General features: G+C 75.3%; 7 protein-coding genes. 2 read left to right on the top strand and 5 right to left on the bottom strand.

Annotation, left to right across the window (positions count from 1 at the left end):
• Window positions 1–45: 45 nt before the first annotated feature.
• Window positions 46–303: a glutaredoxin domain-containing protein gene (locus tag CYQ11_RS20985; RefSeq protein WP_099201284.1), complete on the top strand. Its 258-nt coding sequence runs from the start codon at window positions 46–48 to the stop codon at window positions 301–303.
• Between the two features lie 104 nt (window positions 304–407).
• On the opposite strand, the gene nudC is transcribed toward CYQ11_RS20985, so the two are convergent.
• The 5 genes from nudC to CYQ11_RS20960 all read right to left on the bottom strand — a co-directional run bounded on the left by nudC (window position 408) and on the right by CYQ11_RS20960 (window position 10,238).
• A complete protein-coding gene (nudC, locus tag CYQ11_RS20980; protein ID WP_181143731.1) occupies window positions 408–1,337 on the bottom strand; it encodes an NAD(+) diphosphatase in 930 nt (309 codons plus the stop codon).
• A 46-nt stretch (window positions 1,338–1,383) separates the two neighbouring features.
• Window positions 1,384–2,793, bottom strand: a complete 1,410-nt coding sequence (locus CYQ11_RS20975; RefSeq protein ID WP_099201285.1) for a dipeptidase — start codon at window positions 2,791–2,793, stop codon at window positions 1,384–1,386.
• 47 nt (window positions 2,794–2,840) lie between these two features.
• On the bottom strand, window positions 2,841–6,326 hold the full coding sequence (locus CYQ11_RS20970) for an ATP-dependent helicase (protein WP_099201286.1): 3,486 nt from the start codon (window positions 6,324–6,326) through the stop codon (window positions 2,841–2,843).
• A gap of 31 nt (window positions 6,327–6,357) precedes the next feature.
• Window positions 6,358–9,672 (bottom strand): ATP-dependent helicase, encoded by a 3,315-nt coding sequence (locus tag CYQ11_RS20965; protein ID WP_181143730.1) that lies wholly within the window; start codon window positions 9,670–9,672, stop codon window positions 6,358–6,360.
• A gap of 197 nt (window positions 9,673–9,869) precedes the next feature.
• Window positions 9,870–10,238, bottom strand: a complete 369-nt coding sequence (locus CYQ11_RS20960; protein WP_099201288.1) for an MGMT family protein — start codon at window positions 10,236–10,238, stop codon at window positions 9,870–9,872.
• Between the two features lie 177 nt (window positions 10,239–10,415).
• On the opposite strand from CYQ11_RS20960, the gene CYQ11_RS20955 reads away from it, so the two are divergent.
• Window positions 10,416–13,160 carry a flippase-like domain-containing protein gene (locus CYQ11_RS20955; RefSeq protein WP_099201289.1) on the top strand — a complete coding sequence of 915 codons (2,745 nt, stop codon included), beginning with the start codon at window positions 10,416–10,418 and terminating at the stop codon, window positions 13,158–13,160.
• Window positions 13,161–13,206: the final 46 nt, after the last annotated feature.

Here is a 13,206-nt window from a genome sequence, read left to right as displayed (position 1 = left end):
CGGAACACCGCCGGACACCACCGAGGAAAAAGGAGCGCGGGTCACATGTCGAGCGCCGTGACGATGTACAGCACCACCTGGTGCGGCTACTGCCGCCGTCTGAAGAGCCAGATGGACCGCGAGGGCATCACCTACAACGAGATCAACATCGAGCTCGACGCCGACTCGGCCGCCTTCGTGGAGAAGGCCAACGGCGGCAACCAGACCGTTCCCACCGTCCGGGTCGTCCCCGTGGGCGGCGGCGCGGAGGTCATCATGACCAACCCCAGCCTGGCCCAGGTGAAGCAGGCGCTCGGCGCCTGATCCCCGCGCCCCCGGGCCCCCGGGCCCCCGGGCCAGAGGCAAGGAGCCCCCGCCGCGGCGGGGGCTTCCTCATGTCCGGGACGGGCCCGCGAAGGGCCGTCCCGCTACGGCAGCGGCTCGCCGTACCAGAGCTCGATCAGACGGGCCGCGATCGAGATGCCCGTCGGCGGGAGGACCTCCCCGGACGCGAACGCGTCGCGCAGGTCCGCGCGGGAGAACCAGCGCGCCTCGTGGATCTCCTCGCCGTCCACCTGGATGTCCGAGGACGTGGCGCGCGCCATGAAGCCCAGCATCAGGCTGGACGGGAAGGGCCAGGGCTGGCTGGCGACGTACTCCACGTCGCCGACCACCACGCCGGCCTCCTCGGCGACCTCGCGCCGGACGGCCTGCTCGATGGACTCGCCCGGCTCCACGAAGCCCGCAAGCGTCGAGAAGCGGCCCTCGGGCCAGTGCATCTGGCGGCCGAGCAGGGCACGGTCGTGCTCGTCGGTCACCAGCATGATCACCGCCGGGTCGGTGCGGGGGTAGTGCTCGGCGCCGCAGGCCGGGCAGCGGCGGATGTGGCCGGCCGCGGCGATGACCGTGCGCTCGCCGCAGCGCGAGCAGAAGCGGTGCAGCCGCTGCCAGTTCTCCAGGGCCACGGCGTGGACGAGCAGGCCGGCGTCACGCGGGGAGAGCAGCAGTCCCGCCTCGCGCAGCCCGGCCGGGCGCGCCGACTGGTCCATGCGGCCGGGCAGCGCGTCCTTCTGGAGGGCGAAGTAGGCCACTCCGTCCGCGTCCTGGCCGAGGAAGTAGCGGTGGGTCTCGGTGACGGGCGCCTCGAAGGCGGGCGTCATCACCAGTTCGGTGCGCCCGTCAGGGGTGTCGTCGACCAGTGCCTGGCCGCCGGAGACCACGAAGACCCGCGTCGAGGGGTGGCTCCAGGCTGCGGAGAGCCACGCCTCGTCCAGGCGGTGGTGCGCGGCGCGGTCGATGCCGCTCGCCCCACTGAGCGTGATCGGCCGGGCGGCTGCGAAATCGGTCCAGGTGGTCACGGCTGCTTCCAACTCCCCCTACGGATGATGATGGTGCTCGCCCGGGTCAGCGGGCGGGTGCGTTCTGCGCGAGGTCGCCCCACAGGTGGGCGGCGGTCTCGACGCCCTTCATGAGGAGGTCGAGTTCGACCTTCTCGTTCGGGGCGTGCCAGCCGTCCGACGGCACCGAGATGCCGAGGAACAGCACGGGGACGCCGAGCACGTCCTGAAGGTCGGCGGCCGGCCCGGAGCCGCCCTCCCGCGTGAAGCGGATCTTCTGCCCGAAGGCGCGGCCCATGGCCCGGACGACGGACTGCAGGGCCGGGTGGTCGAGCGGGGTCAGGCAGGGGCGGGTGGCGCCCCAGAACGTGACCTCGTGCCGGATGCCCTCCGGCAGGCGCGCGGCCACCCATGCGCGGACGGACTGCTGGACGCGGTCGGTGTCCTGGCCCGCGACCAGCCGGAAGGACAGCTTGAGCTGGGCGGTCGAGGGCACGATGGTCTTGCCGCCCGGGCCCTGGTAGCCGCCGCCGATGCCGTTGACCTCGGCGGTGGGGCGGGCCCAGACGCGCTCCAGGGTACTGAAGCCGCTCTCGCCGAGGGCGGCGTGCGAGTGGGCCGCGCGCAGCCACCGCTTCTCGTCGAAGGGCAGCTCGGCGAACAGCTCGCGCTCGGCGTCGGTCAGCTCGACCACGCCGTCGTAGAAGCCCGGGATCGCGACGCGGCGGTCGTCGTCGTGCAGGGCGGCGGCCAGGCGGGCAGCCTCGGTGGCCGGGTTCGGCACCGCGCCCCCGAAGGAACCGGAGTGGAGGTCCTGGTCCGGCCCGTAGAGATCGATCTGGCAGTCGGTGAGGCCGCGCATGCCGGTGCAGACGGTCGGGGTGTCCTCGGCCCACATGCCCGTGTCGGAGACGATCACCATGTCGCAGGCGAGGCGCTCGGCGCGGGCCTGGACGAGCGCGGGGAAGTTCGGCGAGCCGGACTCCTCCTCGCCCTCGATCAGCAGCTTGAGGTTGACGGCGGGGGCCGTGCGGCCGGTGGCGGCCAGGTGGGCGCGGACGCCGAGGGTGTGGAAGAACACCTGGCCCTTGTCGTCGGCGGCGCCGCGCGCGTACAGCCGGCCGTCGACGGTCGTGGGCTCGAACGGGTCCGTGTGCCAGCCGTCCTCGCGGGCCGCGGGCTGCACGTCGTGGTGCCCGTAGACCAGGACCGTCGGGGCGCCGTCCGCACCGGAGGGCCACTCCGCGAACACGGCGGGCGCGCCGGCGCCGTCGCCCGTCTCCCAGACCTCGACGACGGGGAAGCCCGTCTCCGTGAGCTTCGCCGCCAGCCAGTCCGCGCTCCGGCGCACGTCACCCGCGCGGGCCGGGTCGGCCGACACGGAGGGGATGCGCAGCCAGTCGGCGAGGTCGCCGAGGAATGCGGCGCGGTGCTCGTCGATGTACGCGCGGACGACGTTGTCCGGGGTGTCGCTCATGACATCGAGCCTATCCGGACACACGGCGTGACCATGACCGGGTTTCCTCACTCTCCCTCCCCCAGAAGGATCTTTTCGAGCGCGGCACGGCCGGGCAGCGCGGGCGGCCTGACGACCTCGCCGTCGCGTACGTAGACGAACGCGGCGGTCACGGAGGACAGCGGCAGGCCGTGCAGTTCGGCCCAGGCGAGGCGGTAGACCGCCAGCTGGAGGGGGTCGGCGTCGTGGTCGCGCTGGGTCTTCCAGTCGACGATCTCGTACCGGTCCCCCGCGCCGGCCCCGGGCCCCGCCTCGCGGTAGACCGCGTCAATCCGGCCGCGGACCACTCGGCCCGCGAGGGTGAGCTGGAACGGCACCTCGACGCGGTGCGGGGTGCGGTGGGCGTAGGGCGTGCGCTCGAAGGCCTCCTTGAGGGCGGCGAGGTCCCGCTCGTCGGCGATCTCCGGCTCGTCCTCCTCGGCGCCCGGCAGCGGGTCGGGGCCCGGCAACGGGAGCGGCAGGGCCTCGAAGCGGGACTCCACCCAGGCGTGGAAGCGGGTGCCGCGGCGCGCGGCCGGCTGCGGCCTGCGCGGCATGGGCCGGGCGAGGTCGCGGGCGAAGGCGTCCGGGTCGGCGGCCAGCCGGATCAGCTGGGAGGCGGTCAGCGTGGGCGGCAGGAGGACGTCGCGCACCTGCGCGCGGGCGCGCCTCAGCTCGCCGGCGAGGGCGTCGAGGTCGCGGTCCCAGGAGGCCACGGTGCGCAGCTCCTCGGGGAGCAGCCGCTCGGCGGGCGGGCCGGCCTCGGCTTCGGTCGCGGTCGCGGTCCCGGTCACGGAAGGCGACCGCGGATCGTCGCCCGGGCCGGTGGGGACGGTGCGCTCCGGGCGTTCCTCCAGGAGTTCGTCCCAGTCGACGGGCTCGTCCCCGTAGGCGTCCGGCTCGTCCTCGTACGCGGCGGCGCCCTCCTCGTACGTTCCGTGGTGCTCCTCGTCCTCCGGCGGCGGGGGCCAGTCCGGGTCGTGGGCCGGGGCCGTCCGGTCGTCCGGCTCCTCCTGCCGCGTGCGGGCGCGCTCCAGGTGGGCCAGCACCGCGTCCGCCGCCCGGCGGCGGCGCGCCAGGGAGTCCGGGTCCAGGGGCAGGGGCCAGGAGTGGTCCGTGGCGGCCTCGCGCAGGGCGGGGTTCTGCACGCCCTCCTCCGGGGCGTCGGCCCAGACCTCGATCTCGCCGTGGCCCGCCTCGCAGTGCAGGCGCAGCGCGTCGAGGAAGGCGGAGGGGCCGCGGGGCTTCTTCTGGTTCGGGCCCCACCAGTGGCCGGAGCCGAGCAGGAGGGAGCGGGGGCGGGTGAAGGTGACGTAGCCGAGGCGCAGTTCCTCGGTGTGCTGGTGGGCCTTCATGGCCGTCTTGAAGGCGACGAGGCCCTTGCTGTCCCAGGCGGTCACGTCGGGAAGGGTGTCGGCGTCGCCGCGCAGGGCGTGTGGGAGGACCTTCGGCTGGGCCGTCCAGGCGTCCCGGGACTGCTCGCTGGGGAAGGACTTGGCGACGAGGCCGGGGACGGCCACGACATCCCACTCCAGGCCCTTGGACTTGTGCGCGGTGAGGATCTTGACGGTGTCCTCGCCGCCCGGCAGCGAGCTGTCCAGGCCCTTCTCGTACTGCGCGGCCGTGCGCAGGAAGCCCAGGAAGGCCGGCAGCGTGGCCTCGCCGTCCAGGGCCGCGAAGCCCGCGGCGACGTCGAGGAACTGGGTGAGGGTCTCCCGGCGGCGCGCGGCCAGGGCGTGCGGGGAGGCGGACAGCTCGACTTCGAGGCCCGTGGTGGCGAGGACGCGGTGCAGGACGTCCATCAGCGGATCGGCCAGGCTGCGGCGCAGGTCGCGCAGCTCGGCGGCGAGGCGGGCGAAGCGGACGCGGGCCTCGGGCGAGAACGGTAGGCCGTCGTCGGGCTGCTCGGTGGTGAGGAAGGTGTCCAGCGCGTCGGCCAGCGAGACGACCTCGGCCGGGTCCACGCCCTCGACCGCTTCGGCGAGGCGCCGCCCGGGGTCGGCGCCCGTGGGCCCGTAGGGCACGAGGGTGCGGGCGCGGCGGCCGAGGAGCGCCAGGTCGCGGGGGCCGACGCGCCAGCGGGGGCCGATGAGGAGCCGGACGAGGGCGGCGTTGGCCGTGGGGTCCTGGAGGACCTCGCAGACGGCGACGAGGTCGGCGATCTCCGGCAGGTGCAGCAGCCCGGACAGGCCCACGACCTCGACCGGGATGTCCCGCTCCACCAGGGCGCCCTGGATCTGGGCGAAGTCGCCCGCGGTCCGGCACAGCACCGCGATGTCGCCGGGCCGGGTGCCGGTGCGCACGAGGTGTGCGAGGGAGTCGGCGAGCCAGTCGAGCTCCTCGGCGTGGGTGGGCAGCAGGGCGCAGCGCACCACGCCGTCGCGCTCGGCGCCGGGTGCGGGCCGCAGCGCCTCGACGCCCTCGTGGCGCGCGCGCAGGGGCGCCGCCAGGGCGTTGGCGAGGTCGAGCAGGCGGCCGCCGCTGCGGCGGTTCTCGCTGAGGGAGTGGCGCCGGGCGGGACGGCCGTCGGCGTGGGGGAAGTGGTGCGGGAAGTCGTCCAGGTTGGCCACGGAGGCGCCGCGCCAGCCGTAGATGGCCTGGCAGGGGTCGCCGACGGCGGTCACCGCGTGCCCCGTGCCCCCGCCGAACAGGCCGGAGAGCAGGAGCCGTTGGGCGACGGAGGTGTCCTGGTACTCGTCGAGGAGGACGACCTTGAACTCCTCCCGCAGGAGGCGGCCCACCTCCGGGCGGCCGGCCAGCTCCGCGCAGTGGGCGATCTGGTCGCCGAAGTCGAGGAGGTCGCGGCCGCGCTTCTCCCGCCGGTACTCCTCGACCAGGCCGAGCAGTTCCGTGCGGGCGCGGGCGGTGGCGGGCACCTTGCGCAGGTCGTCGTTGGTGAGCCTGACGTCCTCCAGCGCCGCCAGCAGGCCGTGGTCGTACGCCCGCAGCCGGGCGGGCGGGACCAGGTGCTCGGCCAGCTCGCCGTCCAGGGCGAGGAGGTCGGCGACGAGGTCGGCGAAGGAGCGGGTCAGCGCGGGGTGCGGGCCCGGGGAGGCGCGCAGGACGCGGGCGGCCAGCTGGAAGCGGGTGGCGTCGGCGAGCAGCCGGGCGGTGGGCTCCAGGCCGATGCGCAGGCCGTGGTCCTTCAGCAGGCGCCCGGCGAAGGCGTGGTACGTCGAGATCTGCGGCTCGCCGGCGGTCTCCTCCCCGAAACCGCCGTCGGACGGCTCGTCCGGCAGGACCCCGGCCTGGCCGAGCGCCTTGCGGACGCGCTCGGACAGCTCGCCGGCGGCCTTGTTGGTGAAGGTCAGGCCGAGGACCTGCTCGGGCGCGACCTGTCCCGTGCCGACCAGCCAGACGACGCGGGCGGCCATGACGGTGGTCTTGCCCGAGCCGGCTCCGGCCACGATGACCTGCGGGGCGAGCGGCGCGGTGATGCAGGCCGTCTGCTCCGGGGTGAACGGGATGCCGAGCAGCTCCTTGAGCTGCTCGGGGTCGGTCAGGCGCGGGGTCACACCACACACGCTAACGGGGGCCACTGACACCTCACTCCACGATCTGCCGGCCCTCGGGCCGGGCCGTGCAGGAGGCGCGGAAGGAGCAGTGCGCGCAGTGCTGGCCGGGGCGGGGCGCGAACCGTTCCTCGAGCACCCGGCCCGCGGCCTCGGCGAGCAGCCCGCCGATCCAGTCGCCCTCCGCGCCCCCGTCCGGCGGCCGTTGCGCCTGGATCTTGGGCAGGGCGTCCCCGCCCTCCTTCTTGGCCGCGCCCTGGCGCAGCTGGACGAGTTCGGCGCCGCCCGCGGGGGGCCGCTCGCCGCCGAAGACGTCGTCCACGGCGCCCTCCCGCACCGCGAGCTGGTAGACGGCCAGCTGGGGGTGGCGTTCGACGTCCCTGGCGGACACCGCGCCCTTGCCGGTCTTGAAGTCGACGACGTAGGCGCGGCCCTGGTCGTCGCGTTCGACGCGGTCCATGGAGCCGCGGATGCGGACGAGGTACTGCTCGGCCTTGAGGGTGACGTCGAAGGGGTGCTCGGTCGCCACGGCACTGCGGCCGCCGCGGTCCATCACGTGCCAGCGCAGGAAGCGCTCCAGGGCGGCGCGGGCGTTCTCCTTCTCCTGCAGCGACTTCCAGGGGGCGTCGAAGGCGAGCGCGTCCCACACCGACTCCAGCCGCTCCATCAGGACGGCGAGGTCGGCGGGGGTGCGGCCGGAGGCGACCTCGTCGGCGAGGACGTGCACGACGTTGCCGAAGCCCTGGGCGGCGGTGGCCGGGGCGTCGGCCTTCACCTCGCGTCCCAGGAACCACTGGAGGGAGCAGGTGTCGGTGAGCTGGCCGAGGGCGGAGCCGGAGAGGGCGAGGGGCCGGCCGGGGTCCCGCAGCGGCGCCTCGCTGTGGGTGGCCTCGTCGAGGCCCCACCAGCGGTAGGGGTGTGCCGCGGGGACGAGCGGCTGGTCCTCCTCGTCGCGCAGCGCCGCCAGCCGGGCGAGCCGCTCGGCGGCGGCGGCGCGCAGGGCCTCCGAGGCGCCGGGGTCGACGGTCGTGGCGCGCAGCTCGGCCACGAGCGGGGCGACGGCGAGGGGGCGGCGGGGCCGCTGGGTGATGTCGACGGGCTCGGCGCCCAGCTCGGCCAGGAAGCGGGAGGGCTGGTCACCGTCCTCAGCGGCGGCCTTGACGGCGGTGACGACCAGCCGCTCGCACGCGCGCGTGGCGGCCACGTAGAACAGCCGGCGCTCCTCGGCGAGGAGGGCACCGGGGCTGAGGGGCTCGGCCAGTCCGTCGCGCCCGATGCGGTCGGCCTCCAGGAGCGAGCCGCGGCGGCGCAGGTCGGGCCAGAGGCCCTCCTGGACGCCCGCCACCACGACCAGCCGCCACTGGAGCCCCTTGGAGCGGTGGGCGGTCATGAGCCGTACGGCGTCCGGGCGCACGGCCCGGCGGGTGAGGGTGTCGGCGGCGATGTCCTGGGCCTGGAGCTCGTCCAGGAAGTTCAGGGCACCGTGGCCGCCGGTGCGCTCCTCGGCGCGGGCGGCGGTCTCGAAGAGGGCGCACACGGCGTCGAGGTCCCGGTCGGCGTTGCGGCCGGCGGCGCCGCCGCGGTGGGCCGCGCGCTGGAGGCGGGTGGGCCAGGGGGTGCCGTCCCACAGCGCCCAGAGGGCGTCCTCGGTGGTGCCGCCGTTCTCGAGGAGTTCGCGGGCGCCGAGCAGAAGCGCGCCCAGGCGCTGGGCGCCCCGGGCGTACGCCGGGTCGTGGGCGGCGAGCCGCGCCGGTTCGGCGAGGGCCTCGGCGATGAGGACGTCCGAGGGCCTCGGGGCGGGGGCGCCCGCGGCCCGTTCCTCCTCGCGCAGGGCACGGCCGAGCCTGCGCAGGTCGGTGGCGTCCATGCCGCCCAGGGGCGAGGTGAGCAGGGCGAGCGCGGTCTCGGCGTCCAGCCAGGGGCGCTCCGGCCCCCTGGCGGGGTCCGGGTCCTGCGCCGGTGTCCCGGCGGCCGGCCGGTCCGCCGCCTCCGCCACCACCCGCAGCGCGGTGAGCAGGGGGGCGACCGCCGGCTCGTGCCGCAGCGGCACGTCGTCGCCGTCGACCTCGACGGGGACGCCGGCGGAGGTCAGCGCGCGGCGCAGGCCCGGTATCGAGCGGGAGCCCGCGCGGACGAGGACGGCCATCTCGCGCCAGGGGACGCCGTCCTCCAGGTGCGCGCGGCGCAGGACGTCGGCGATGTTGTCGACCTCGGCACCGGCGGTCGGGTAGGTGTACGCCTCGACGCGGCCGCCCTCCCGTACGGCCGCGAGGTCCCGGTGGGCGCGCACCGCGTCGGCGGGCAGCCGGGTGAGCGGCATGCGGCGGGTGAGCAGCCGGGTGGCGGCGAGCAGGTCCGCCCCGGAGCGGCGCGAGACGGTCAGCACCCGCACCGGCGCGGGCGAGCCGTCGGCCTGGCGGAAGACGTGCGGGAAGTCCAGGATGCCGCCCACGTCGGCGCCCCGGAAGGCGTAGATCGACTGGTCGGGGTCGCCGAAGGCCACGAGAGTCCGCCCGCCCGTGCCCGCCAGGGCCCGCAGCAGCCGCACCTGGGCCACGTCGGTGTCCTGGTACTCGTCCACGAAGATCGCGTCGTAGCGCCGGCCCGGCTCCGCGCCGGCCCCGGGGCTCTCCGCGAGCAGCACCGCGCGGTGGACCAGCTCGGCGTAGTCGAGCACGCCGCGCATGTCGAGCACGTCGAGGTAGTCGGCCAGGAAGGACGCGGCGGCCCGCCAGTCCGGCCGGCCGGTCAGGCCGGCGAAGCGGCCCAGCTCGGCCGGGCCCAGGCCCAGCTCGCGGCTGCGGGCGAGGACGGCCCGCACCTCGTCGGCGAAGCCGCGCGTGGTCAGGCAGGCGCGCAGCTCGCCGGGCCAGTCGACGCGGCCCAGCTCGGTCTCCCCGGCCAGCAGCTCGCGGACCATGACGTCCTGTTCGGGACCGGACAGCAGGCGGACCGGCTCCGAGAACGGGGCGCCGTCCTCATCGCCCTGGTGGGCGCGCACCAGGGCGTAGCAGTAGGAGTGGAAGGTGGTCGCCTGCGGCCCGTGGGCGCCGAGGCGGGCGGCCATGCGGTCGCGCAGCTCGACGGCCGCCTTGCGGCTGAAGGTCAGGACGAGGATCCGCTGCGGGTCGGTGCCGCGCCGCACCCGCTCCACCACGGCCTCGACGAGCGTCGTCGTCTTGCCCGTACCCGGCCCGGCGAGCACCAGCAGCGGCCCGTGAGCGTGCTCAACCACGGCACGCTGGTGTGCGTCCAGCTCAGGAGGAGCCACGCGCTCCGGCCGGGTGCGCACCAGGCGGTACGCGCCCGCGGGCTGCCGCGCCGGGCGGGGAGACGGGGAGGAACTCACGTGGATGGCCGGTCCTGGTGGAGGTGCGGGGTGTGGTGCTGACAGGAGGGGCCGTGCGAAGGCCGGTCCCCGACGCTACGCCAGGGGACGGGTGGGACGCAGAGCGTCCGGGGTGTTCCCCTCGCCGCCGTGCGGCCTCACACCTTCGGGTTACCCCTTGGGGGCACTGGGCCGGGAGCGGGGCGGCGGGTGCGGCGTCAGGTGTGCGGAGTCACATCCGGCGCGCCGGCGCCGTCCCAGCGGGCCCGTGCCATCGCGAGCCGCGGCATGTGGCCGTCGGCCCCCTCGCCGGCGGTGCCCCGCTCGCGCAGCGGTGTGCCCTCCGCGCGGTAGTGGCCGAGGGCGCGCAGCTCGTGGCCGGGCAGCAGGACGCCGTCCGCGCGGACCACGCGCCACCAGGCGACGGTCCCGCCGTAGAGCGCCATGACCCGGCCGACCTGGCGGGGTCCTCCCTCGCCGAGCCACTCGGCGACGTCCCCGTACGTCATCACGCGCCCCGGCGGGATCAGCTCGGCGACGGCCAGCACTCGCTCGGCGTACTCCGGAAGCTCGTTCACCCGGTCCATACTGCCGCAGGCCGCCGACAACCGGCCCCAGCCGATCGGAATAAGACATTCCACAAGATCACCCAGAGTGCGTCTCCGCAGTACAGGGCGTACGATCCGGAGTCCGCGCCCCCCGAAATGCACCCTGATAACCCCTTGCCCGGCCGGGCCATGCCACCATCTTCCGGGCGGTGACTGGTGATACGAGACCAAGACGAGACTGACGAGCAGCAGGGCGCACAGCCTCCGGAGGAGGAGGGCGCTCCCGGGGTGCTGCCCTGCCACGGCCACCCGGACCCCGGCCGGCCCGGGGAGGCGGAGGCACCCGCGGGCTACCGGTGCGAGGACGGCGAGGTCACGGTCGACAAGGTTTCCGGCGACGAGCCGCTGCTCCCCGCCCGCGTCCACCGCCCCGCCGACCTGGTGCGGCTCTTCCTGGGCATCGTCGGCATCGCCCTCGTGCTCGCCCTCGCGGCCTTCGCCCACGGCACCACCACGGGCCTGGCGACGGACATCCGCGAGAGCACCGGGCGGGCACCGCAGCTGCTGGCGAACTTCGCCGGGCTCGCGGCCAACGTCGCGATCTTCATCGTCCCCGTGGCGTTCGCCATCGAACGGCTCATCAAACGGGACGGCCTGCGCATCGCCGACGGCGTCCTGGCCGCCGTCCTCGCGCACGGGGTCTCCCTGGCCACCGACCTGTGGGTCGCCGAGGCCGCCCCCGCGTCGATCCGCGCCGCGCTCACCCAGGCCTCCCCCACCGGCGGCTTCACCGACCCGGTGCACGGCTATCTGGCCCCGGTGATCGCCTACATGACGGCGGTCGGCATGTCCCGCCGGCCCCGCTGGCGCGTGGCCATGTGGGCGGTCCTCCTCCTGGACGCCTTCGCGGTGCTCGTCAACGGCTACACCACGCCGTTCTCGATCGTGACCACCGTGCTGATCGGCTGGACCGTCGCCTACGGCACGCTCTACGCCGTCGGCTCCCCCAACGTCCGCCCCACCGGCCAGCACCTGCTGGCCGGGCTGCGGCGCGTCGGCTTCAAGCCGGTGACCGCCCTGCGCATCGAGGACGCCGAGACCGAGCCCTCCAGCCACCCCGACCGCGGCCGGCGCTACATGGTCACCCTGGAGGACGGCCCGCCCCTGGACGTCACGGTCGTCGACCGCGAGCAGCAGGCGCAGGGCTTCTTCTACCGCGTCTGGCAGCGGCTCGCCCTGCGCGGCATCATCCAGCGCCGCAGTCTGGTGTCCCTGCGCCAGGCCCTGGAGCAGGAGGCGCTGCTGGCCTACGCGGCCATCGCCGCCGGCGCCAACGCGCCCAAGCTCATCGCCACCTCCGAGCTGGGCCCGGACGCCGTGATGCTCGTCTACGAGCACATCGGCGGCCGCACCCTCGACGCCACGCCCACCGAGGAGATCACCGACGAGCTGACGGCGGGCGCCTGGCGCCAGGTGCACGCCCTGCAGTCCCGCCGGATCGCCCACCGCCGGCTGGACGGTGACGCGCTCCTGGTGGATCGTTCCGGCAACGTCGTCCTGACCGATCTGCGCGGCGGCGAGATCGCCGCCGGAGACCTGGTGCTGCGGATGGACGTGGCCCAGCTGCTGACGACGCTGGGCCTGCGGGTCGGCGCCGAGCGCGCCGTGGCCTCCGCCGTCGCCGTCCTCGGCCCCGAGGCGGTCGCCGACAGCCTGCCGCTGCTCCAGCCCATCGCTCTCTCCCGGGCCAGCCGGGCCACGCTGCGCCAGATCGCCCGCGAGCGGGCGGAGCAGGAGCGCGAGGCGGTCCTGGAGTCGTCCCGCGTCGACCGCGAGCAGAAGGCGCGCGAGCGCGCCGAGGCCGGGCCCGAGGACGCCAAGGGCGACCGCAGGGCGATCAAGGCCGAGCGGAAGGCGGAGAAGCAGGCCCTCGACGTGGCCGCCGAGGAGGCCCGCGAGGAGGACCTGCTCGCCCAGATCCGCCGGCAGGTGTTGCTGATCCGCCCGCAGGCTCCGATAGAGCCCGTCCGCCTGGAACGCATCAGGCCCCGGACGCTGATCAGCTCCCTGGCGGGCGCCATCGCCGCCTACGTCCTGCTGTCGCAGCTCGCCCACGTCAGACTGGGCGACCTCGTCGCCCACGCCAACTGGGGATGGGTGGCCGCCGCGGCCGGCTTCTCCGCGCTGACCTACGTGGCGGCGGCGATGAGCCTGCTGGGCTTCGTGCCCGAGAAGGTGCCGTTCGGCCGGACGCTGCTCGCGCAGGTCGCCGGCTCGTTCGTGAAGCTGGTCGCCCCGGCGGCGGTTGGCGGCGTGGCCCTCAACACGCGCTTCCTCCAGCGCTCGGGCCTGCGGCCCGGCCTCGCGGTGGCCAGCGTGGGAGCGTCCCAGCTGTTCGGTCTGGCCAGCCACATCATCCTGCTGCTGACCTTCGGCTACATCACCGGCACCGAGCGCACGTCCTCGGCGCTGCCGCCGTCCCGCACGGTGATCGGCGGCCTGCTGACGGCCGCGGTGCTGGTCCTCGTGGTCACGGCGGTCCCCTTCCTGCGGAAGTTCGTCTCCACCCGGCTGCGCTCGCTGTTCGCCGGCGTGGTGCCGCGCATGCTGGACCTGCTCCAGCGGCCGAAGAAGGTCGCCGGTGGCGTCGGCGGCTGGCTGCTGCTGTCCGCCGCGTTCGTCATGTGTCTCGACACCTCGATCCGGGCCTTCGGCGGCGAGCTGAGCTACGCGAGCGTCGCCGTGGTCTTCCTCGCCGGCAACGCGCTCGGCTCCGCGGCCCCGACCCCCGGCGGCGTGGGTGCCGTGGAGGGCGTCCTGATCGGTGCGCTCACCCTCGCCGGGCTGCCGGCCGAGACGGCGGCGCCGGCCGTGCTGCTGTACCGCCTGATGACGTTCTGGCTGCCGGTGCTGCCGGGGTGGCTGTGCTTCAACCAGCTGACCCGCAAGGGGGCGATCTGAGGCCGGCCCGGCCCCCGGCGCCGACCTCGGCTCGCCCCTGCGAGCC

It is taken from the genome of Streptomyces cinnamoneus (assembly GCF_002939475.1).
GTDB lineage: Bacteria > Actinomycetota > Actinomycetes > Streptomycetales > Streptomycetaceae > Streptomyces > Streptomyces cinnamoneus_A.
This window is presented reverse-complemented; position numbering and strand designations above follow the sequence as displayed.